Source organism: Pseudomonas fluorescens, from assembly GCF_001708445.1.
GTDB classification, from domain to species: domain Bacteria; phylum Pseudomonadota; class Gammaproteobacteria; order Pseudomonadales; family Pseudomonadaceae; genus Aquipseudomonas; species Aquipseudomonas gorinensis.
In genome coordinates this window covers 4572899-4594308 of record NZ_CP015637.1, presented here as the reverse complement: position 1 = coordinate 4594308, position 21410 = coordinate 4572899, and the positions used below count along the sequence as shown (strand labels likewise).

The 21410-nt window shown below is 61.4% G+C and carries 20 protein-coding genes; 11 read left to right on the top strand and 9 right to left on the bottom strand.

The window, feature by feature from the left end; translation table 11 throughout:
* Positions 1-128 precede the first annotated feature (128 nt).
* From A7317_RS20340 to A7317_RS20325, 4 genes are all read left to right on the top strand, one after another.
* On the top strand, positions 129-449 hold the full coding sequence (locus tag A7317_RS20340) for a hypothetical protein (protein WP_069076718.1): 321 nt from the start codon (positions 129-131) through the stop codon (positions 447-449).
* A 75-nt stretch (positions 450-524) separates the two neighbouring features.
* Positions 525-1082: a Smr/MutS family protein gene (locus A7317_RS20335; RefSeq protein ID WP_003192796.1), complete on the top strand. Its 558-nt coding sequence runs from the start codon at positions 525-527 to the stop codon at positions 1080-1082.
* A gap of 78 nt (positions 1083-1160) precedes the next feature.
* A complete protein-coding gene (folE, locus tag A7317_RS20330; protein WP_024076633.1) occupies positions 1161-1706 on the top strand; it encodes a GTP cyclohydrolase I FolE in 546 nt (181 codons plus the stop codon).
* A gap of 102 nt (positions 1707-1808) precedes the next feature.
* Positions 1809-2180 (top strand): glutathione S-transferase N-terminal domain-containing protein, encoded by a 372-nt coding sequence (locus A7317_RS20325; protein WP_069076717.1) that lies wholly within the window; start codon positions 1809-1811, stop codon positions 2178-2180.
* Positions 2181-2291: 111 nt separating this feature from the next.
* Here the strand turns inward: A7317_RS20325 and A7317_RS20320 are convergent, their stop codons facing one another.
* The 3 genes from A7317_RS20320 to A7317_RS20310 are packed head-to-tail and all read right to left on the bottom strand — an operon-like array spanning position 2292 to position 5219.
* On the bottom strand, positions 2292-2603 hold the full coding sequence (locus tag A7317_RS20320) for a hypothetical protein (protein WP_069076716.1): 312 nt from the start codon (positions 2601-2603) through the stop codon (positions 2292-2294).
* Positions 2600-3925 (bottom strand): acyclic terpene utilization AtuA family protein, encoded by a 1326-nt coding sequence (locus A7317_RS20315; RefSeq protein WP_069076715.1) that lies wholly within the window; start codon positions 3923-3925, stop codon positions 2600-2602. The genes A7317_RS20320 and A7317_RS20315 overlap by 4 nt, the downstream gene beginning before the upstream one ends.
* Position 3926: 1 nt before the next feature.
* A complete protein-coding gene (locus A7317_RS20310; protein ID WP_024076637.1) occupies positions 3927-5219 on the bottom strand; it encodes a CitMHS family transporter in 1293 nt (430 codons plus the stop codon).
* Between the two features lie 111 nt (positions 5220-5330).
* Here A7317_RS20310 and A7317_RS20305 point away from each other — a divergent pair, with 111 nt between their 5' ends.
* On the top strand, positions 5331-6233 hold the full coding sequence (locus A7317_RS20305) for a LysR family transcriptional regulator (protein WP_069076714.1): 903 nt from the start codon (positions 5331-5333) through the stop codon (positions 6231-6233).
* Positions 6234-6242: 9 nt separating this feature from the next.
* Here A7317_RS20305 and A7317_RS20300 read toward each other — a convergent pair whose 3' ends face one another.
* The gene (locus tag A7317_RS20300; RefSeq protein ID WP_024076639.1) at positions 6243-6845 is read right to left on the bottom strand and encodes a glutathione S-transferase family protein; all 603 of its coding nucleotides are present in this window, start codon (positions 6843-6845) and stop codon (positions 6243-6245) included.
* Between the two features lie 10 nt (positions 6846-6855).
* Entirely contained in the window at positions 6856-8022 is a 1167-nt protein-coding gene (locus tag A7317_RS20295) for a PLP-dependent aminotransferase family protein (RefSeq protein ID WP_069076713.1), read from the bottom strand.
* A gap of 81 nt (positions 8023-8103) precedes the next feature.
* Here A7317_RS20295 and A7317_RS20290 point away from each other — a divergent pair, with 81 nt between their 5' ends.
* From A7317_RS20290 to A7317_RS20280, 3 genes are all read left to right on the top strand, one after another.
* Positions 8104-8538 carry a MarR family winged helix-turn-helix transcriptional regulator gene (locus A7317_RS20290; RefSeq protein ID WP_024076641.1) on the top strand — a complete coding sequence of 145 codons (435 nt, stop codon included), beginning with the start codon at positions 8104-8106 and terminating at the stop codon, positions 8536-8538.
* A 423-nt stretch (positions 8539-8961) separates the two neighbouring features.
* The gene (locus A7317_RS20285) at positions 8962-10293 is read left to right on the top strand and encodes an NCS2 family permease (protein ID WP_237141795.1); all 1332 of its coding nucleotides are present in this window, start codon (positions 8962-8964) and stop codon (positions 10291-10293) included.
* 13 nt (positions 10294-10306) lie between these two features.
* Positions 10307-10933: a LysE family translocator gene (locus A7317_RS20280; protein WP_069076711.1), complete on the top strand. Its 627-nt coding sequence runs from the start codon at positions 10307-10309 to the stop codon at positions 10931-10933.
* A gap of 55 nt (positions 10934-10988) precedes the next feature.
* Here the strand turns inward: A7317_RS20280 and A7317_RS31185 are convergent, their stop codons facing one another.
* From A7317_RS31185 to uraH, 3 genes are all read right to left on the bottom strand, one after another.
* Positions 10989-13031: a hypothetical protein gene (locus A7317_RS31185; RefSeq protein WP_237141774.1), complete on the bottom strand. Its 2043-nt coding sequence runs from the start codon at positions 13029-13031 to the stop codon at positions 10989-10991.
* A complete protein-coding gene (locus A7317_RS31180) occupies positions 13028-16228 on the bottom strand; it encodes a dermonecrotic toxin domain-containing protein (protein WP_237141773.1) in 3201 nt (1066 codons plus the stop codon). Before A7317_RS31180 ends, A7317_RS31185 begins: the two co-directional genes overlap by 4 nt.
* 147 nt (positions 16229-16375) lie before the next feature.
* Positions 16376-16729 (bottom strand): hydroxyisourate hydrolase, encoded by a 354-nt coding sequence (gene uraH / locus A7317_RS20270; protein ID WP_024076645.1) that lies wholly within the window; start codon positions 16727-16729, stop codon positions 16376-16378.
* A gap of 389 nt (positions 16730-17118) precedes the next feature.
* Here uraH and puuE point away from each other — a divergent pair, with 389 nt between their 5' ends.
* The 3 genes from puuE to alc are packed head-to-tail and all read left to right on the top strand — an operon-like array spanning position 17119 to position 19594.
* Entirely contained in the window at positions 17119-18045 is a 927-nt protein-coding gene (gene puuE / locus A7317_RS20265) for an allantoinase PuuE (RefSeq protein WP_069076710.1), read from the top strand.
* A complete protein-coding gene (uraD, locus tag A7317_RS20260) occupies positions 18042-18557 on the top strand; it encodes a 2-oxo-4-hydroxy-4-carboxy-5-ureidoimidazoline decarboxylase (protein WP_069076709.1) in 516 nt (171 codons plus the stop codon). The genes puuE and uraD overlap by 4 nt, the downstream gene beginning before the upstream one ends.
* 41 nt (positions 18558-18598) lie before the next feature.
* The gene (gene alc, locus A7317_RS20255; RefSeq protein WP_069076708.1) at positions 18599-19594 is read left to right on the top strand and encodes an allantoicase; all 996 of its coding nucleotides are present in this window, start codon (positions 18599-18601) and stop codon (positions 19592-19594) included.
* A 64-nt stretch (positions 19595-19658) separates the two neighbouring features.
* Here alc and ngg read toward each other — a convergent pair whose 3' ends face one another.
* Complete coding sequence (gene ngg / locus A7317_RS20250) at positions 19659-21407, bottom strand: N-acetylglutaminylglutamine synthetase (protein WP_069076707.1); 1749 nt, start codon at positions 21405-21407, stop codon at positions 19659-19661.
* Positions 21408-21410 lie beyond the last annotated feature (3 nt).

Below are 21410 nucleotides of genomic sequence, written 5' to 3'. Positions count from 1 at the left end.
GAGCGGAGCGGCCGCGTGCGGGCCCCGCTCATCTGCAAATGCCTGTCATTTGCTGCAATTGCCTCTGGCACAGGAACAACCTGTGTATCTTCCGGTCGAAGGGCCGATACCCTGGAGGAAAGGTCGGAATGAAGATATCCGATGGTTTTGATGCTCGTCGCTTGCGCCCCAAGGGCCCGAGCAACTGGCGCCTGCGCCTGGTGGCCGGCATTGCCGCGCTGCTGGCGGTTGTAGGTGTGCTGCTGGCGGTGGCCGGTGGCGCAGGCTTGTCGGGGCACTCCCCGGCACTGGGCGAATTGAATGCCAGCCCTGGCGGCTCGGCGATCCTGGTGGTGGTCGGCCTGTTGGTGCTGTGGTTCGGCGTGTGGTTGTGGCGGCGCAGCCGGCGGCGGATGCGCCAGCCGTTGTCACTGAACATCGCCTCGCACCTGATGAAAAAACACAACTGATGGCGCTTGGATAGCGTTTCCTGCGCCCTGGCCGCCGCGATTTAGGTAAACTGCCCGCCCTTCGCGGAGGCTGACATGCAAGACGACGATTTTTCCCTGTTCAAGAACGAGCTGCGCGGCGTCAAGCCGATCAAGCACGACCGCGCCGACACCGGCAAACCCAAGACTGACCGGGCGCAGATCGCCAAGTTGCGCCAGGCTGCGACCGTGCGCACGGATGCCACCACCGTAGACGGCCTGTCGGACCAGTTCGTGATCGACGTCGGCCCCGAAGACGAACTGATGTGGGCCCGCGACGGTGTGCAGGAAAGCCAGATGCGCAAGCTCAAGGCAGGCCAGATCCCGTTCGAAGGCAGCCTCGACCTGCATGGCATGACCGTGGAAAAAGCCCGGGAAACCCTCTGGGCCTTCCTGGCCGAAGCCACCAAATTCGAAATCCGCTGCGTGCGCGTCACCCACGGCAAGGCCGTGCGCCTGGACGGCAAGCGGCCAATGATCAAGAGCCATGTCAACACCTGGCTGCGCCAGCATGCCCAGGTGCTCGGCTTTACCTCCTGCCAGGCCCGTCATGGTGGCGCCGGCGCGGTGTACGTGATGCTCAAGCGCACCATGATGGAAGGGCGCGACGAGTAACAAGTGCCATCGTCAGGCTTGCAGCCATGTGTCGGCCACCGTAACCTTGCGCTTTGCGAAAATCCAACAGGTAGTTTCATGTCCCTGGAACAGAATTACACCGAGATCCTCGGCCAACTTGGCGAGGACGTCTCCCGCGAGGGCCTGCTCGACACGCCAAAGCGTGCCGCCAAGGCGATGCAGTACCTTTGCCGCGGCTATGAACAGACACTTGAAGAAGTCACCAATGGTGCCTTGTTCAGCTCCGACAACAGCGAAATGGTGCTGGTCAAGGACATCGAGTTGTACTCGCTGTGCGAACACCACCTGCTGCCGTTTATCGGCAAGGCTCACGTCGCCTACATCCCAAGCGGCAAGGTGCTGGGCCTGTCCAAGGTCGCGCGGATCGTCGACATGTATGCGCGCCGCCTGCAGATCCAGGAAAACCTCAGCCGCCAGATCGCCGATGCTGTCCAGCAGGTCACCGGCGCCCTGGGCGTGGCGGTGGTGATCGAAGCCAAGCACATGTGCATGATGATGCGCGGTGTGGAAAAACAGAATTCGTCGATGATCACCTCGGTGATGCTGGGTGAGTTCCGCGAAAACGCGGCGACCCGTAGCGAATTCCTCAGCCTGATCAAGTAACAGGCTGCGTAGGAAAAGGCCGGCGTCCATCGCCGGTTTTTTTTCGCCCGCAAAATTCAGGTAAGCTGCGGCCCCTTCTGTCATGGGCAAGAGGTTTCAGCCATGTTCGTCAAAGCACTTCGAGTGGGCCTCGGCCACGTCATCATCGCGGGCGACTTCATTACCCGCCCACGCAAAAAGCAGCGCCCCGCCGAGCAGCAGGCACAGGTGAACGCGGCGGCCAAGGGCCTGAGCCTGTACCAGTTCCACGCCTGCCCGTTCTGCGTGAAGACCCGTCGTACCCTGCATCGCCTGAATGTTCCGGTGGCGTTGAAGGATGCAAAGAACAACGAGCAAGATCGCCAGACCCTGCTGGAGCAAGGCGGCAAGATCAAGGTGCCGTGCCTGCGCATCGAAGAGAATGGCCAGACCACGTGGATGTACGATTCCAAGGTGATCATCGATTACCTGGACAAGCGCTTCGCTGCGGTCTGACAGACGCCGTCTCCTCTGTAGGAGCGAGCTTGCTCGCGAAAAACCTGAGGACGCCGCGGGGTGTCAGGTTCCCCTCGTTATCGTTGACGATTTTCGCGAGCTAGCTCGCTCCTACAGGATTTCCATGTCCAGTAATGCGGAGCCCAGGCATTTTCCGTGGGCATCCAGCGCCAGCGAACGGGTCACCCCGCCGCGCAGGATCCCAGGCAGCACGAAGTTCAGCGCCTGCACGTTGGGCAACTCATAACGCCGTATCGGCGCAGCACCCGGTTCCAGGAGGCCCGCAAAAAATTCGCTCACGCGCTCGGCCGTGAGCTGTTCGCAAAGCAAGGGATAGTCCTCGGCGCGATAGGCAATGATCGAAATATTCGAGGTGTCGCCCTTATCCCCGGTGCGGGAATGGGCCAGGGTGTGCAGCTTCATGCTTCGATCCTCGGGTTGACCGCGTTACGCGGCAGCAGCAACGACGCCACCGCCACCACCTGCCGCACACTCTTGCTGGCGCCGCCACCGCCAGACGGGCCGTTGGTGTAGAGGGTTTCCACTTCATTGCCGACACGTACCGCCTCGCTGCGCTCTTCACAGCGCGCGGCCACGCGCAGACGCACTTCCCAAGGCTCGACACTGCCGCGTGGGCCATGCAATGAGTCCAAGCCGATCAACTCGGCGCGCACCTCCTGCATCTTCACCCCCATCAACTCCAGGCGCTTGAGCACAACATCTCGCGCCAGTTGCGCCCGTGCGACCGCACCCGGGCCACCGTAGGACATCTGCCCCTCGCCGATCCAACCGTCCAGGTAACCCACGCTGACCTTCAACTGTTCCGGCCGTGCTCGACCATTGGCGCCCTGGGCCCGCACCCGGTCAGTAGCGTCGTCGATAAAGGTCACCTGGGAAAAGTCGGCGGTGACATCAGGGGTCAGGTACGCCGTAGGGTCATGCACTTCATAGATCAATTGCTCGGTACAGGTCGCTCGACTGACCCGTCCACCGGAACCTGCGACCTTGGTAATCACCGCATCACCGTCGGCATTGATCTCGGCCAACGGAAACCCCAGGCGCGCCAGGTCATTCACGTCCTTGAAGCCGGGATCGGCGAAATACCCACCGCTGACCTGCCCCGCGCATTCGAGCAAATGCCCCACCAGTGTGCCGCGCCCCAGACGCGGCCAATCGTCCATCGCCCAGCCAAACTCAAACATCTGCGGCGCCAGGAACAGCGACGGATCGGCCACGCGCCCGGTGATCACCACATCAGCCTCGGCACCCAGGGCCTCGAGAATGCCATCGACCCCCAGGTAGGCGTTCGCAGAAATCAACCGCGCGCCCAGTGAGCCCAAGGTCTGGCCGTTATCCAGCACCTGCTCGGGGCGCAGGATGTCGAGCACATCGTCACCCAGCACCGCCACCACCTTGAGGCCCAGGCCCAACTCATTGGCGATGCGGCGCACTTCAAGGGCCGCCGCCACCGGATTGGCCGCGCCCATATTGGTGATCACTCGCAGACGTCGGTGCCCCTCGCGGCGGCCGACAAACGGCAGCACGCGGCGCATGCGCTCGCTCAGCAGCGGGTCATACCCGCCCTGCGGATCGCTGATGCGCGCCTGTTGCGCCAGGGCGATGGTGCGTTCGGCCAGGCATTCGAAGACCAGGTAATCCAGGTCGCCGTGTTCGGCCAGTTCTACGGCAGGTTCGATGCGGTCGCCGGAATAGCCGGCACCGGAACCGATGCGCAAGGTGTTCATCTCAAATCACTCCCAGGAGCAACGCCGTCAGGGTCATCAACACCGACGCAGCAAACAGAAAAGGGATGGTAAAGCGCTGGTGATCGGCCAATTCGATCTTGCACAGGCCCACCAACAGGAATGTCGCGGGGGTCAGCGGGCTGACCGGGAAGCCGGTGGTGTGTACGCCGAGCAGCGAGGCCTGGGCCACTTGCAGCGGGTCGACGCCCAGGGCCTTGCCGACTTCGGCGATCACCGGCATGACGCCGAAATAGTAGGAATCGGGGTCGAACAGCATGCTCAGGGGCATGGAAATGAAGCCCACCACTGCGGGGATCAGCTTGCCGTGGCCCGCTGGAATCTGCGCGACCGCCACTTCGGCAATGGCCTTGAGCATGCCGGTGCCCTGCATGATGCCGGTGAACACCCCGGCAGCGAGCAGGATACTGGCCATGGTCAGGGCGGTTTTGGCGTGGGCATCGATGCGCGCACGCTGGGCGTCGACATTCGGGTAATTGATGCACAGCGCGACCACAGTGCCGAGCATGAACATCACCACGGGATCGACCCAACCGGCAATCATCACCACCATCACCAGCACCGTCAGGATCAGGTTGACCCAGAACAGGCGTGGGCGGCGCAGCCGGATGTCATCATCGCTGAGCACCCGTTGCGGCACGGCATCCACTGTGGAACCGGCGCCCAGGCCCAGGCGTTTTTCCTCGCGACGACCAAGCCACCAGGCGCAGGCGAAAACGAAGATCAGGCCGACGATCTGCACCGGGATCAGCGGCTGGAACAAGTCCGCCACTGGCACGTGCAAGGCTGCCGACGAGCGCAACACCGGGCCGGTCCAAGGCAGGAAGTTGACCCCGGCGGCCATCGCGCAGACACAGGCAAGGATGCGCTTGTCGATGCCCAGCCGTGTATACAGCGGCAGCATCGCCGGCACCGTCACCAGAAAGGTCACCGCGCCGGAACCGTCCAGGTGGACCAGCAAGGCCAGGGTCGCGGTACCCACCACAATTCGTGTAGGACGCGTCCCTACCGTACGCAGGATGCGATCAATGATGGGATCAAGCATGCCGGCATCGGTCATGATCCCGAAAAACAGGATCGCGAACACAAACATACCCACCACGGGGGCGACGTTCTTGATACCGGTAATGATGAAAGCGCTGGTCTGCAGGCCGAAACCGCCGAGCAGCGCGGCGATGATCGGCAAGGCAATCAGGGCCACCAGCGGCGAAAGGCGTTTGCTCATGACGGCAGCGAGCAGGCACAGGATGGTGATGACACCCAGGGTAGCGAGCATGGGTTACTCCAGAGCGGCCTTGGTGGCCGGTTATTGTTTTCCCTGGAGTATTGGAAGCGGGTTAGTCTTTGTAAATTGGAATATTCAGCCCCGTATGTTCGGAAAAACAAAATGAAGAACTCAATCCAGCATATTCAAGCGTTTCTCGCGGTGGCCCGTACCGGAAGTTTCACCAAGGCCGCCAATGAACTGCACCTGTCTCCTTCGGCACTGACAGTCCAGGTGCAACAACTGGAGGACTGGCTCGGCGTCACCCTGCTGGACCGTAGCCCGCGCCATGTGAGCATCACCGCCGCCGGCCAGGAAGCCCGTGGGCCGATGGAAAAGCTGCTGCTGGACCTGGACAACATCGTCACTGGCTCCCGCGACTTGGCCGCCCTGCGCCGGGGCGTGGTCACCATCGCCGCCCTGCCCTCGGTCTGCGCAGGCGCCCTGCCCCCGGCGTTGCGCCTGTTTCGCGAGCGTTTTGCCGGGATCGAAGTGCGCTTGCAGGACCTGGTGGCCCACCGCATTCACGCCCAGGTGCGCGCAGGCGAGGTGGATTTTGGTATCGGCGTACGCGCGCGGTTGAGCCATGGCCTGGAATTCGTGCCGGTGCTTAATGATCGTTTGTGCGCGTTTGTACCGCTGGATCACCCCCTCGCCCACCATCGCCAGCTGACGCTGCAACAACTGGCCGACCAGCCGATCATCCTCACCGGCCGCGACAGCAGCGTGCGTGAGCAGGTGGATGGGCTGTTCGATGAGACGCGGCTGACGATGCACGCCGGCATGGAAGCCAACTACATGTCGACGGTGTTGGCGCTGGTGCGCCAGGGCCTGGGAATCAGTGTGCTGCCGGAGTCGGCGGCGGACAGCCTGGAGGGGTTGAAACGTATCCACATCGATCATCCCGGCGTGAACCGGGAGATCGGGTTGATCAGTCGTAGCGGGATGGGGCTGAGCCCGGCGGCACAACGTTGTTTCGACCTGCTGAATGAGGAACTGTCCGACACACCCTCCCAGAGTTTTTGACCGCGTCAGTCAGTCGAGCATCGCGATATGTCTGGGATGGCTGGCCACACGCTCCAACCAAGCCCGCACGGCCGGGTACGGCGCCAGATCAAAACCGCCTTCCTCGGCCACATGGGTGTAGGCATACAACGCCACGTCGGCAATGGAGAACTGGTCGCCGACCAGGTAGGGCGTGAGTTGCAACTGGCGCTCCATGACCTTGAGCGCCTTGTAGCCACCCTTGTGCAGCTTCTTGTATTCCTCCTGGCGATCTTCCGGTAGCCCCAGGTAAAGCTGGATAAACCGCGCCACCGCAATGTACGGCTCATGGCTGTACTGTTCGAAGAACTGCCATTGCAGCACTTGCGTGCGCAGGCGCGGCTCGGTGGGCAGGAACTGGCTGCCATCGGCCAGGAAGTTGAGGATCGCGTTGGATTCCCACAGGCAGGTGCCGTCTTCGAGTTCCAGCACCGGGATCTTGCCGTTGGGGTTCTTGGCCAGGAATTCCGGGGTCTCGGTGTCGCCGTTGAGGATGTCGACATCCACCCACTGGTACGGGATGCCCAACAGGTTGAGCATCAATTTGACCTTGTAGCAGTTGCCCGATTTGTAATCGCCATAAACCTTATACATGGGGCTCCCCTTATGCCGCTTGCGCGTGCTGTGCTTGACGGACCACTGCGGCCAGGCGCTTGAGACCTTCGTCCAGGCGGGACGGGTCGATATGGCTGAAATTGAGCCGCAGTGAACCCAGGTGCTGGTCCGGCTCGGAAAAGAACGGTTCACCGGGCATGAACGCGACGTCCTGATCGAGTGCAGGAGCCAACAAGGTGCGGGTATCGAGCGGCTGTTTCAAGGTCAGCCAGAAGAATAATCCGCCCTGGGGCACTTGCCAGTCGGCCAACTCGCTGAAGTGACGCGCCAATGCAGCCTGAAAAGCATCGCGTCGCTCGCGATAAAAACCGCGCAGCTCGACCAGGTGCTGTTGATAGTTGTCGGTACCCAACCACTGCATCGCTTGCCACTGGCCGACGCGGTTGGTGTGCAGGTCAGCCGATTGCTTGAGCTTGAGCAAATGCGGGAACAGGTCGGGGCTGGCGATCAGGTAGCCGACGCGCAGGCCGGGCAACAAGGTCTTGGACACCGTTCCAGTGTAGATCCAGCTGGCCTTTTCCAGGCGGCCGGCAATGGGCTGCGCGCTGCCGCCATCGAAGGTCAGCTCGCGGTAGGGTTCGTCCTCGATCAGGGTCACGCCGAACTCGTCGAGCAAAGCCGCGACAGCCTCGCGCTTGGCTTCGCTGTAGCGCACCGCCGACGGGTTCTGGAACGTCGGGATCAGGTAAATGAACGCCGGCCGATGGCGTTCAAGGCTGGCACGCAGGGCGGCCAGGTTCGGGCCGTCGGTTTCCAGTTGCACGGTGAGGCATTCGGCGCCGAACAGTTGGAAGATCTGCAAGGCGGCCAGGTAGGTCGGGCCTTCCAGTAGGATCTGGGTGCCTTTATCGATATACAGCTTGGCCGCCAGGTCCAGGGCCTGCTGGGAGCCGCTGACCACCAGCACTTGGCTGGCCTGGCACGGCACGCCAAGGGCGCGGGCCTGGGCAGCGAGCAATTCACGCAGTTGCGGCTCGCCTTCGCTCATGCCGTACTGGCCGATATTCAGCGGCATGCCATCCCAGTTCAACGCCGGCAACATCGCTTCGGCGGGCAAGCCTCCGGCGAACGACATCACTTCCGGGCGCTGGGCCGCCGCGAGGATTTCACGAATCAAGGAGCTTTTGAGGCGCGTAACACGTTCAGAGAAGGCCATAAGGTCACCGCTAGCGAAGCCTGTGGGAAATACGTCAAACTAGTTGACCGAAATTACGACGACTTGAGTAGATACGTCAATATGCTTGACCTTAAAAACCAGAACAGTCAGCAAGCCGCCATGGAAGCGTTCTTCTTCGGCTACCAGGCGTTTACCGCCAAGGCCGACGAAATGCTCGAGCGCCGCGGCTTGAGCCGGGTGCACCAACGCATCGTGTTTTTTATCGCGCGCTACCCGGGCCTGAGCGTGAAGGAACTCCTGGAATTGCTGGGCGTGAGCAAGCAGGCGCTGAACATGCCGTTGCGCCAATTGCAGGAAATGCACTTGGTGGACAGTGTCGCGTCCGAGGCCGACAAGCGTAAACGCTTGCTGGCGTTGACCGAGGACGGCCGGCGTTTCGAGCAGTCACTGCGCCGCGAACAGGTGAAATTGTTGCAGCGCGCCTTCGCCGAAGCAGGCGAAGAAGCGGTAACCGGCTGGTTGGCGGTGAACCAGGCCCTTGCAGGGCCGCCGTGATCGCCGTGGCAAGCGGAATTACTGTGGCGAGCGGGCTTGTTGTGGCGAGCGGGCTTGCCCCGCGTTGGGCTGCGAAGCGGCCCCAAAACCAGACACCTCGGTGTGTCAGTTAAAAACACACGCCTGCCATGGGGCCGCTTCGCGCCCCAACGCGGGGCAAGCCCGCTCGCCACAACACGCCCGCTCGCCACAGGCCAGCCCGCTTGCCACAACCCCCACCGGGATGTGCCTTTCATCTATTTCGCACAAGAAATAGAAAACATTATTTGCTTTCTTTGTATACAAAAGCATAATTCGCTTCGTGCGAGTTCCTGACCTATTGGTCAACAAACCCGCCAGTACCTCACAGCGCGTGCGCGCTGGACATAACAATAAAATGCTTGAGGAGTACTCGCTGTGGATAGCCGCAAATCCGAAGCCCCGCTGGACCTCGCCCCGCCGAACCTCACCCACACGAACCACGGCTGGCTCGAACGCCTGTTCAAACTGCGCTTGCATGGCACCACAGTGAAGACCGAGCTGATCGCCGGCCTCACCACCTTCATCACCATGGCCTACATCATCTTCGTCAACCCGAACATCATGGCCGACGCCGGTATCGACCACGGTGCGGCGTTCGTCGCCACCTGCATCGCCGCCGCCCTGGGGTGCCTGTTGATGGGCCTGTATGCCAACTGGCCGGTGGGCCTGGCGCCGGGCATGGGCTTGAATGCGTTTTTCACCTACACCGTGGTCGGCACCATGGGCTACACCTGGCAGACTGCACTGGGTGCGGTATTCATCTCTGGCGTGCTGTTCATGCTCCTGACACTGTCGCGCGTGCGTGAATGGCTGCTCAACAGCATCCCGGTCAGCCTGCGCCATGCCATGGGCGCCGGTGTCGGGCTGTTTCTCGGGGTGATCGGCCTGAAAACCGCGGGCATCATCGTCGATAGCCCCGCCACCCTGATCAAACTCGGGTCCCTGCACGAACCCGCCCCGCTGCTGGCGGCCATCTGTTTTCTATTGATCGCGATCCTCAGCTATCACCGCGTGTTTGGCGCGATCCTGATCAGCATCATCGCCGTGACCCTGGCCGGCTGGGGCCTGGGCCTGGTGCACTACAACGGCATTCTCTCCACCCCACCGAGCCTGGCACCGACCTGGATGGCCATGGACATCAAAGGTGTATTCAATATCAGCATGATCAGCGTGGTATTTGCTTTCCTTTTTGTGCACATGTTCGACACCGCAGGTACACTGATGGGCGTGGCACAACGCGCCGGGCTGGTGGGCGACGATGGCAAGATCCATAACCTGTCCAGGGCGCTGAAGGCCGACAGTGCCTCCAGCGTGTTTGGCGCCATGGTCGGCGTGCCGCCGGTGACCAGCTATGTGGAAAGCGCTGCCGGCGTCGCGGCCGGTGGTCGCACCGGGCTGACCGCCGTGACCGTGGGCGTGCTGTTTGTGACGGCGATGTTTTTCGCACCGCTGGCCGGCATGATCCCGGCCTATGCGACGGCCGGTGCACTGATTTATGTGGCGATGCTGATGATGGCGAGCATGGCCCATATCCATTGGGATGAAGCCACCGACAGCATCCCGGCAATCGTGACCGCGATCATGATGCCGCTGACCTTCTCGGTCGCCGACGGTATCGCCCTGGGCTTTATCACCTATGTGGCGCTGAAAGCAGGTACCGGCAAGTACCGCGAAATTTCCCTCAGCCTGTGGGTGCTGTGCGCGATTTTCATCGCTAAATTCATATTTCTATAAAAAGGAGTAAGGCATGACCCTGGAAACCTGGCTGCTGTTCAGCGGCGCTGCATTGATCGTGATCCTGATCCCCGGCCCACTGTCCTTGCTCATGATCAGTAACAGCCTCAACTATGGTCTGCGCGGTTCGTACCCCGCATTCCTGGGTGGCGTGTTTGCCTCGGTCTGCCTTTTGAGTGCATCGGCACTGGGGCTGGGCGCCCTGCTGCTGGCCAGTGAGCAACTGTTCGGGGTATTGAAACTGCTCGGCGCGCTGTACCTGTTCTACCTCGCCTGGCAAAGCTGGCAGCAATCGCGCCAGCCGAGCCTCGCCGTGCACGTACCACAGGCCATCGCCACGCCGCGTTTTCGCAGCTTGTTTGGCCGCGCGTTTGTACTGGGCGCCAGCAACCCCAAGGACATTCTGTTCTTTGCCGCCTTCCTGCCACAGTTTCTCGACAGCGGGCAATCCTTCCTGCCGCAACTGCTGGTCATGATCGCCACCTGGACGGTGCTCGACCTGCTGTGCAAGTTGACCTACGGGCTCGGCGCACAGGGAGCGGCACGCTACCTGCGCAGCGGCAAGGGCCAGGTCGGGTTCAACCGCGTCAGCGCCGTATTATTCAGCGGGGCCGGGGCAGCGTCTCTGTTGAGTCGATGAAGTCACTGGCAGACGCTTCAGCCTGCACACTGTCGAGTCGATCGCGGCGAGGCGCTCACACCTTCACAAAATAAACACTGGGTGGATCCGCCTGAAAGACAGGCCATTGAATACCTGCCACGATCCGGACCAATCGATTTTCCTGCATGGCGCGCTGGACACTCACAACGGGAAGCGAACCCGGGTTGGCTCTGATGGCGACATTCAACCAGTGATCGGTCAGCCTTTCTTTCAACTGAACACTGGCTCGCTCAACCCACAGGGCGCTGATGTAGTACACATTGCCTGACGCGGAAGAACGGTGCGTCGCGATAAATTCATTGCTCAGGTACCTGTTTCTTCTTACCTCGACGTCATACACGTTGAAGCCCTGCTGCTCCAGGACATTCCGGATGGCGGCGCGTTGTGCAGTGTTGCGCTGAGCCGTTCTCCCTGGACCGCTATATCGCAACACAGGATCCAAGTGGGGAGCCCTGAAGTCGACGCGAGTGAAGCCCGGCGCGTTACTCTCGTTACCGATGCGGATTGATCCGTGCGCTCGTTCGGTGCGGCGTAACATTCTCAGCAAGTCATCGGTCTGGCTCGAGCCCCTGGCATTGGAGGCCAGCCAATTGTCCAGCGTCGCCCGGATATTGAGCAGGTGAGTGGTCGAGACCGAGTAGGCAGTGTCGGCCAACTCGATCAGCCTTCTGGCTGCCATTCTCTGGCTGTGCAGGGTCATGGTGGGGAAGGCCGTGCCGACATAGTGCTCCAACGGCCGGTCGAACAAACGCGTATGCACTTGCCAGTCACCCGTCGCATTGCGCGATACCGGTATCGGCTGTTCGCCTGGCGCAGTGCTTGTCCAACGTTCGATATCCACGTAGGCGCGTGAAACCAGCGGCTCGTCCGGGACAATAAACGCAATACCGCTCCTTGGCGCATTGCTACCCTCATGAAGCAACCGGTAATACCCGATCCCCGACACGGTCGGCGTGTCATATTGCGCCCCGATGTAGATAGCGTCGTAGGAAAACCCTCGGGCGTCCTGGCTCACATGAAACGTCCCGAACTCCGTGGCGGCAGACATCTGCTCGAGAGGAACCTGAACCCTCCAATCGAACCATTCGTTGGCTGTGGCGGGTGACTGGTAAATACGATGTTCTGTCGCTGCGCGCACACTGGTTGGCCGCCAATCCGACACTACCGGCATTGGCGCACGCCAGGGGTCAAGCCCAGCGGTACTCGTCCCCGCCACCGGCTGGGGCGCATCAGCGCCCAGTAACCACTCCCCAGGTTGGTGGACGTTGATAATCAGTTCGTCCTGCCCCGGCGCCTGCTGGTTTTTCAGGCGCAATACCCGTTCGTTGTCGCGCCGGTAAAGTGGGTAATGGTGGGTTTCATCCGCCACGAAGAGCTCGCCGTTTTTCACGTAGACGCCGGACGCCCCAGGCCCTTTAAGCGCCACCGCGCCCTCGGGCACACCCTTGGCTTTGAAGCGTTCCAGGGCTTTGAGTTGGGTCACCTTGGGCGGTTCCGGGCGTGAAAGCCCGTCATACGGTGTCATGCGCAAGCGGTGTATTTTTCTCAGCCCATTACCCAGCGCGGGGCGCGCCATGCCGGTGCTCTTGGGGCCGGGGATAAAGCTCATCAACAGGTCAATCGCCAGATAGGCGCTCCTGAAACCGACTTCGACGGCATCCCGAGGGTCGCCAGAACGGTGATAACGCCGTGCCGAAAGCAACAACTCATAGGCTTCGTTCAACACCCCGAAGGCCGGAGAGAAAAACGCCACCAACGCCCGCGCACGGGTATCGCCCTGCTCACCAAGGCGCCGAATTCGATAGTCTTGCAGCGCCTTGCCGGATTGACTCGCCGCCTGCGTCCGGCGCTGCAGGTCAAGCAGGCTGGCACGGTAGAGCAATGCCTGGGCGTTGCTGTGGGATGTTCCGACGATCGCCAACCATTCCCGCGGCTCGCAAGCGATCTGCTCGAGGATCAGTTTTTCAATTTCTTCCGGCAGCGGCGTCGGCTCCAAATGCTTGATCTTGAATGAGCGAACAAAGCCGATACCTTTCCAGACCCCTTTCATGAAGAAAAAAGCCGGCGCGACAATCAAGTGCGCGGCCCCACAGCGCGCTCGCCAACCGCCTCCGGATAATGGGTGATCGCCTCGAATGCCCAACCGGGGGCGACCTGCCGCGAGAGTGCCTTGACGTTATCGGGCAAGGCACCGATGCGATTGAGTTCATCCTGAGCCACTTGCAGGCTGCTGTACTCAGTGAGCGCCAAGCCGTGGGGCGCATCGGGCCAGTAGACCACGCAGAGCCCGGAAAGCTTGTCCTGCACGACCACTATCCCCGCGATATAGCGATCATGCTGCAGGGTGTGCCCCACCACATGCACCACATGCAATTGCAACTGGTACGGGCTCTTCCACAAGTCTTGCGGGGTTATCGCCGCCATCGCGGCGATGAACAGGTTTTGTGCATTGGCTGTCAGACCCCGTTGAATCGCCGAGAACAGATGATGTTCAACGCCCGCACGCAGGGCGCGATTCAGCAACGCGGGGATACGTCCTTCGCTGAGCGTCCGGCCAGGACCAATGAGTGGGTAAAAAGCCCGGTTGATCAACGCGTCGTATTGCCCACCGATATCCAGTGAAGACACCAGGCGGATCAGGTAACCGGCATTGAGCTGTTGCTTCCAGTCAGCTTGCAGATAGCGGGCGCGATCGAGTCGCCACTGCGTCCAGGGCGCCAGTGGGTCCAGGTTATGCAGCGCCAATTGCAGCAGACTGAACGTCGTGCGCGTGGTGGTTGGCGTCAACACTATGTTGCGATCACCCACGGTACAGGTGCTGCTCCAGCCACAGAAAGAGCCGCGCACATCATCGGGCAGCTCAATCAAAGGCTCGTCGATATCCGGCAGCGGGGAAAAACCATCCTGGCGTAAACGGTCGATCAAGGCTTGGCGGGCGAACGTGTTCAGGTCAGGCAGGTAGTGCTCGATCCGATCATGAAAGGCAAAGGTACTGCCCAAGTACACACGCTCCAAGTGTTGGAATTTTTTACGCTGGGCACGGCTTGCGCGCGCCAACCACGTGGGCAGTTTCTTCGCTTCGGATACCGCTTTGCGCAGCAGCTCGACATTGGCCAGAGCCCGGCTCAGGAGGTTATTGAGGGGAATACTCAGTTGATCTTCCAGCTCGACCATCAACAGCGAGCGGCTCAGCCCGGGATCCGTCACCTCACTGAAAATACGCGTGATGTCCTCGTTGCTGTTGTGCAAGCGAGAGTAACTACCCAGCAGTTTCTTGAGCGAGGCCAGCGCTGGCTTGCCCGGGATCTCAAGGTAGCGAACAGCGAGCGTTTCACGTGCCGCATGCCCCCGCAGATCGGAGCGTTTATCCCGCTCGACGGTGCCCCACAGCACAGAGCCATCCGGGCTGCTCAGGCTCGTCTTGAGGCTTCGGGTCAAGGCGTCCAAACCGGCAAACGCCTGAATCCCCCCCTCCACGCCGAACGCGTACAGCACCACCGGATGCTGGCGGGCCGGAACCCGCACCGCAGCCGCCGTGGTCATCACCCAAACATTATGGAGTGGGTAGAAGGCGTCCGGTTCGCTGCCCACCGCGATCGACAGCACCCGGGTATCGCTGCCCGGGCGTTTGGTTGCCAGGGGCTGGGCCACCACTTCGACCACCAGGTCTCGATGGGCCGCACTGATCAACTTGAGCCCGTGCAGCAACTGCGCTTCGCAACGCAAGGCTTCGGTCTGGGCTTGCATAAACAGGGAAACACGTCTGGCCGTTCCCTTCCCATGGGGGCGCTCTGCCCAGAACGCCAACTCAAGCAGCCGATGCCGCGCGCTTTGCATCAAGGTTTTCAGCACATGGGTATGGACGTTGAGTCGCCCCACCTGGGACATGATCTCCAGATAGGCTGGAGTCTCTGCGCAGGGGTCATCCGCGGCCAATAAGGCGACCAGGCCCTTTTCATAGCGTTTGACCTGCTGTTCTACGGTACGCATGGGCAAACCCGGCGCCACACCGGTGAACATGATTTCTTCGCGTCGTCGTTGCTGGTCCCATTTGAGCAATTGATCGCCAATGACCCCGAGCCGGGCAGCGCCGACCAGTTGGCGCCTGGCGCTCTCCACCTGCGCGAAAAAAAGCACGGCATCCAGCGGTGGCGGCTGAGACCGCACGTCAGAAAACACATGGGCAAAATACACCTTCACCGCACACCCCAGCTCATTGCTCCATTGCCCGGCCAGCAACGCCTGGGCGCCATGCGCCAGCGCATCGTCCCTCACCTCCAAGCCACGCGTGAAGCCGGTGGCCGGCGACAGGTCCGCCGGCCGGTACAAGGTTTTGCGGCGACTTAACGGCAAGCAATGCCAGAGGTCGTGGAACAGCGAGCGGTTCAACGCCAGCAGGTCGCACTGAAGGGCAAGGAAGGATGGGGCCTCGTAGAAATTGCGGGCGGTGCCTGGCAGGTAAATCACATGAGGCGTATCACTGGCCTCCCCCTCACGGTAAAGATGCAAGGCCCCGGGCATCGCGACGGCAGGAGTGCCCGGCCACATCAATTGGCTCACTTTGACGCTGGCCCACTCCCCGCCTGCCCGCTCGCGTGCTTCTGCGGCAGGGGCGTCGATCAGGGCTTGAACCAGGGCCATGCCCGCGCTCGATAGCTCCTCAAGTTGCCGCGCCATGAACGCACGGTCAGCGAAGAGCGTCTTTTGCAACTCGACCCAACGTTCCTGGCGGGTGAGCCAGGAGCCCTGCGCCAGCGTGCCCCAGTATTCAGAAACCGCGTGATCCAATCGCTCAAAGAGCCTCAGCGCATTGACACGCTGCAACGCTTCCAGCGGCGTATACGGTAAGCGGCAACCCGGATCTCCCTTGACGCTCAGCGCGGTGAACTGGTTAACGTTGGCCATCACCACGGGCAACGCCAGCAACATCAACGCCCGATCGGTCAAACTGTCGACTTTGCGCGGTTCGCTTGGCCGCTTGGATTCGGTGAACAGCAAGCTGTCCGGGTCCATGCCGAATGCTTTGCGCAGCTCGGCACGGATAACCGTCAAGACTTTGGGAGAGCGTCCTATCAAGCGTGCAAGTTCCTGCGTCAACTCTGTGCAGCGCCGATCTGCAAGGCCGATCTGATTGATCAGGCGGCTTGGATGGGGATGGGCGTTGATCCGCCGCGTTAACCGCTCACGAATGGCCTGTGGCGCATCGCTGTCGTCTGCAACGGATGGGGAACTGGAAGGGGGCGCAGCGCTTGGGTGATCGGTGGACGAGGTCATGGTGTTTTCTTTTCTAGGAGGAAAACACCCATCCTAGGTATCGCCGAGGTGCCCCTGGCGCTAGATAGTTGAACGCACGACACGCAAAAAAAAGCCCGCAGTGTGGGCGGGCGAAAAACCAACGAAGAGCGTTAGGCGAGGTGACGCTCAGCTACCGCGATAGGTGGAGTAGCTGTAAGGCGAAATCAACAAGGGCACATGGTAGTGATCCTGTTCGGCGTTGATGCCGAAGCGCAACACCACCACGTCGAGGAAAGCCGGCTCCGGCAGTTGCACACCCCGGGCGCGGTAATAATCGCCGGCACTGAATTGCAGCTGGTACACGCCGCTGCGGTAGTCATCACCTTGCAGCAGCGGCGCGTCGCAACGACCGTCGCTGTTGGTCAGGGCGGTGGCGAGCCGTTCAAGCTTCTCGCCCTCGACGCGGTACAGCTCAACCTTGATTGCGCTGCCGGGGCAGCCATGTGCGGCGTCCAAAACGTGTGTGGTCAAGCGTCCCATGGCGTTTGTGCGCCTCCCGAAGTCAGTAGAAGAGGAAACCGCACTTTTTCAGGGCATCAAAAAAGTCGGCGATGGCTGATTAAGACACTTTTTAAAAAAATTGTACACAATAAATATCACAACGCTTTTGATCCCCCCGCCGACATTGCTCGACGAGTCGATTCGTCAGTAATCCTTGCTTTTAAACGACCTTTTGTCCATTAGCTGACCAGTCAGGCAAGTTTCTTGCTACACCCTTGAAGGAGAGCGATGCGGAAAAAATGCAGAAATGCAGGCTTACAAAGTTGGCAATAAGTTGTATACAATCACTCATCGCTGTGACGCCACCCAGTCTTTTCACTGCCCGGCCGCCACACCTATTGCTACCACGAACAAGAAGGAAGACTGCAGTGAGCGCTGACTACCCACGCGACCTGATCGGTTACGGCAGTAACCCTCCTCACCCCCACTGGCCGGGCAAGGCACGCATTGCGTTGTCTTTCGTACTCAACTACGAAGAAGGCGGCGAGCGCAACATCTTGCATGGCGACAAAGAGTCAGAAGCCTTCCTCTCGGAAATGGTCTCGGCCCAGCCGCTGCAAGGCGAGCGCAACATGAGCATGGAGTCGCTGTACGAATACGGCAGCCGTGCCGGCGTGTGGCGCATCCTCAAGCTGTTCAAGGCGTTCGACATTCCGCTGACCATCTTCGCCGTGGCCATGGCCGCCCAGCGCCACCCGGATGTGATCCGCGCCATGGTCGAAGCCGGCCACGAGATCTGCAGCCACGGCTACCGCTGGATCGACTACCAGTACATGGACGAGGCCCAGGAACGCGAGCATATGCTCGAAGCCATCCGCATCCTCACCGAACTGACCGGCGAACGCCCCCTGGGCTGGTACACCGGGCGCACCGGCCCGAACACACGGCGGCTGGTGATGGAGGAAGGCGGCTTCCTGTACGACTGCGACACCTACGACGACGACCTGCCCTACTGGGAACCGAACAACCCCACCGGCAAGCCGCACCTGGTGATCCCCTATACCCTGGACACCAACGACATGCGCTTCACCCAGGTGCAGGGGTTCAACAAGGGCGATGACTTTTTCGAGTACCTCAAGGACGCCTTCGACGTGCTGTATGCCGAAGGTGCCGACGCGCCGAAGATGCTTTCCATCGGCCTGCATTGCCGCCTGATCGGCCGCCCTGCCCGTCTGGCCGCCTTGAAGCGTTTTCTCGAATACGCCAAGGGTCATGAGCAGGTGTGGTTCGCCCGCCGTGTCGACATTGCCCATCACTGGCAGGAAACCCACCCCTATACGGGAGTGGCGAAATGACCACGTTCCAGACCCTGAAACCCTCGACCTTGAGCCGCGACACATTCGTCAAAGCCTTCGCCGATATCTACGAACACTCGCCATGGGTGGCCGAAAAAGCCTATGACCTGGGCCTGGATGCGTCGATCGACCAGATCGAAACCCTGCACCAGCGCATGAGCGATATCCTGTTGAGTGCTGATCACCAGAGCCAATTGGCGTTGATCAACGCTCACCCGGACCTGGCAGGCCGTGCGGCCGTCCAGGGCCAGTTGACCGAAGCCAGCACGAATGAACAAGCTGGCGCCGGTATTCACCAATGCACGGCCGAAGAGTTCTCGCGCTTCACCGAGCTGAACGATGCCTACAAGGCCAAGTTCAAGTTTCCCTTCATCATGGCGGTAAAAGGCAGCAACCGGCACCAGATCCTGGCCGCGTTCGAAACGCGCATCCACCACTCGGCAGACACCGAGTTCAACTGCGCACTGGCCGAGATCAACAAGATCGCGCTGTTCCGTTTACTGACCCTCTAAACGACCATCCCCAGCCACTCTATCTAAGGCAGACAAGAAGAATGAAAGCTTACGCTGTACCTTTCGAGAAGTTCGTCAACCTGGCCGACGCCCGCCTGGGCACCAAGATCATCTCCGTCACCGATGACTGGTTCGCCGACGCCAACCGCCTGTTCCAGCCGACCCCGGCCGTGTGGAAGGAGGGCGTTTTCGATGACAACGGCAAGTGGATGGACGGCTGGGAGTCGCGCCGCAAGCGCTTCGAAGGCTACGACAGCGCAGTGATCCGCCTGGGCGTACCGGGTTCGATCAAGGGCGTGGACATCGACACTTCATTCTTCACCGGCAACTACCCGCCGTCGGCGTCCCTGGAAGCCTGCTTCCTGGCCTCGGGCGAGCCTGACGACAACACCCAGTGGGTAGAAGTACTGTCGGCCGTCGAGCTGCAAGGCAACAGCCACCACTACCACGAAATCAGCAACGACCAGGCGTTCAGCCACCTGCGTTTCAACATCTACCCGGATGGCGGCGTGGCCCGCCTGCGTGTGTACGGCGTGCCGTTCCGCGACTGGTCCGCAGTGGGCGATAACGAACAGGTCGACCTGGCTGCCGCCTTGAATGGTGGTCGCGCCCTGGCCTGCTCCGACGAACACTTCGGCCGCATGAGCAACATCCTCAACCCGGGCCGTGGCATCAACATGGGCGATGGTTGGGAAACCGCGCGTCGTCGCACGCCAGGCAATGACTGGGTGATCGTCGCGCTGGGCCACCCCGGCGAGATCGAGAAGATCATCGTCGACACCCTGCACTTCAAGGGCAACTACCCGGACACCTGTTCGATCCAGGGCGCGTTCGTCAAGGGCGGTACCGACAGCCAGATCGAAACCCAATCGCTGTTCTGGCGCGAACTGCTGCCGGCGCAAAAGCTGGAAATGCACGCCGAACACACCTTCGCTGAGCAGATCAAGGCGCTGGGGCCAATCACCCATATCCGCTTGAACGTGTTCCCGGATGGGGGCGTAAGCCGCCTGCGTGTGCTGGGTAAAGTTTCGAAGTAAGCAGTGAACCTCTGTGGCGCCACAACAAGCCCGCTCGCCACCACAGGCCCCCTCGCCACAGGGTTTATTGAGCGGTCGGCTGACTGTGTGGAAACAACAAATCCACAAACTTCTCTGCCGTCGGCTGCGGTTCATGGTTGGCCAGCCCGGCCCGTTCGTTGGCTTCGATAAACACGTAATCCGGTTGATCGGCCGCGGGCACCAGCAGGTCCAGGCCCACCACGGGGATATCCAGCGCGCGGGCGGCGCGTACGGCGGCGTCGACCAGGGTGGGATGCAGGATGCCCGTCACATCTTCCAGGCACCCACCCGTGTGCAGGTTGGCAGTACGGCGCACAGCCAATTGCACACCACGGGGCAGGATGCTGTTGTAGTCGTAGCCAGCGGCTTTCAAGGTGCGTTCGGTTTCGGCATCCAGGGGGATTTTGCTTTCGCCATCGGTAGCGGCCTGACGGCGCCGGCTTTGCGCCTCGATCAGCGCGCGGATGGAGTGCTGGCCGTCGCCGATTACTTCGGCCGGGCGGCGAATCGCGGCGGCCACGACTTCGAAGCCGATCACCAGGATGCGCAGGTCGAGACCCTCGTGGAAGCTCTCGAGCAATACGCGGCTGTCGAACTGCCGCGCCGCTTCGATGGCCTGTTGCACCTCGTCAATCTCTTGCAGGTCCACCGCTACACCCTGGCCTTGCTCGCCGTCCAACGGCTTGACCACGATGCGCTGGTGTTCGTCGAGGAACTCCAGGTTGTCATCGGCGCTGCCCGCCAGTTGCTGGGAAGGCAGTTTCAAACCGGCGGCCTTCAATACCTTGTGCGTAAGGCTCTTGTCCTGGCACAGGGTCATGCTGATGGCGCTGGTCAGGTCGCTCAATGACTCCCGGCAACGCACGCGACGCCCGCCATGGCTGAGGGTGAACAGCCCCGCATCGGCGTCGTCCACCTGCACGTCGATGCCGCGCCGATGGGCTTCTTCGACGATGATCCGCGCATAGGGGTTGAACCCCGCCTGCGGGCCGGGGCCGAGGAACAGCGGCTGGTTGATACCGTTCTTGCGCTTGATCGCAAAGGTGGTCAGCGCGCGGAAGCCCAGCTTGGCGTACAGGCTCTTGGCTTGGCGGTTGTCGTGCAGCACCGACAGGTCGAGGTAGCTCAGGCCACGGCTCATAAAGTGTTCCACCAGGTGGCGCACCAGCACTTCGCCCACGCCGGGTCGCGTGCATTGCGGGTCGACGGCCAGGCACCACAGGCTGCATCCGTTTTCCGGGTCGTGGAAGGCTTTTGGGTGATTCAGGCCCATGACGCTGCCGATCACTGCGCCGCTGTCCTCATCCTCGGCCAACCAGTACACCGGGCCTCCTTCATGGCGCGGCGTGAGGCGCTCGGCGTCGACGGGCAACATGCCGCGGCCCTGGTAGAGCTGGTTGACCGCGAGCCAATCGGCCTCGGTCTGGACCCGGCGAATCCGGAAGCCGCGAAACACCCGGGTGGCAGGGCGATAGTCGCTGAACCACAGGCGCAGGGTATCGGACGGATCCAGGAACAACTGCTGCGGATCGATCCCGAGTATCTGTTGGGGCGCGGCCACGTACAGCGCGATGTCGCGCTCGCCGGGCTGCTCGTTGAGCAGTTCCTGGGCCAGGCTGGCCGGGTCGGGAAAGGTGTGGCCGATCAACAGCCGGCCCCAGCCGCAATGCACCGCAATCGGCTCGGCGGCCAGTGGGCTGCCATCTTCGGCGAGGCGCGCCTGCAGGCGTTCATAGGTCGGCGCCTGGCCCTTGAGCAAGCGTTGGCTGTAAGCCGCGGCATTCGGTTTCATGGA

Bases quoted from the DNA above. Each gene is read 5' to 3' on its own strand.
- A7317_RS20340 (WP_069076718.1), top strand. From the start codon at position 129: ATGAAGATATCCGATGGTTTTGATGCTCGTCGCTTGCGCCCCAAGGGC.
- A7317_RS20335 (WP_003192796.1), top strand. From the start codon at position 525: ATGCAAGACGACGATTTTTCCCTGTTCAAGAACGAGCTGCGCGGCGTC.
- folE (WP_024076633.1), top strand. From the start codon at position 1,161: ATGTCCCTGGAACAGAATTACACCGAGATCCTCGGCCAACTTGGCGAG.
- A7317_RS20325 (WP_069076717.1), top strand. From the start codon at position 1,809: ATGTTCGTCAAAGCACTTCGAGTGGGCCTCGGCCACGTCATCATCGCG.
- A7317_RS20320 (WP_069076716.1), bottom strand. From the start codon at position 2,603: ATGAAGCTGCACACCCTGGCCCATTCCCGCACCGGGGATAAGGGCGAC.
- A7317_RS20315 (WP_069076715.1), bottom strand. From the start codon at position 3,925: ATGAACACCTTGCGCATCGGTTCCGGTGCCGGCTATTCCGGCGACCGC.
- A7317_RS20310 (WP_024076637.1), bottom strand. From the start codon at position 5,219: ATGCTCGCTACCCTGGGTGTCATCACCATCCTGTGCCTGCTCGCTGCC.
- A7317_RS20305 (WP_069076714.1), top strand. From the start codon at position 5,331: ATGAAGAACTCAATCCAGCATATTCAAGCGTTTCTCGCGGTGGCCCGT.
- A7317_RS20300 (WP_024076639.1), bottom strand. From the start codon at position 6,845: ATGTATAAGGTTTATGGCGATTACAAATCGGGCAACTGCTACAAGGTC.
- A7317_RS20295 (WP_069076713.1), bottom strand. From the start codon at position 8,022: ATGGCCTTCTCTGAACGTGTTACGCGCCTCAAAAGCTCCTTGATTCGT.
- A7317_RS20290 (WP_024076641.1), top strand. From the start codon at position 8,104: ATGCTTGACCTTAAAAACCAGAACAGTCAGCAAGCCGCCATGGAAGCG.
- A7317_RS20280 (WP_069076711.1), top strand. From the start codon at position 10,307: ATGACCCTGGAAACCTGGCTGCTGTTCAGCGGCGCTGCATTGATCGTG.
- A7317_RS31180 (WP_237141773.1), bottom strand. From the start codon at position 16,228: ATGACCTCGTCCACCGATCACCCAAGCGCTGCGCCCCCTTCCAGTTCC.
- uraH (WP_024076645.1), bottom strand. From the start codon at position 16,729: ATGGGACGCTTGACCACACACGTTTTGGACGCCGCACATGGCTGCCCC.
- uraD (WP_069076709.1), top strand. From the start codon at position 18,042: ATGACCACGTTCCAGACCCTGAAACCCTCGACCTTGAGCCGCGACACA.
- alc (WP_069076708.1), top strand. From the start codon at position 18,599: ATGAAAGCTTACGCTGTACCTTTCGAGAAGTTCGTCAACCTGGCCGAC.
- ngg (WP_069076707.1), bottom strand. From the start codon at position 21,407: ATGAAACCGAATGCCGCGGCTTACAGCCAACGCTTGCTCAAGGGCCAG.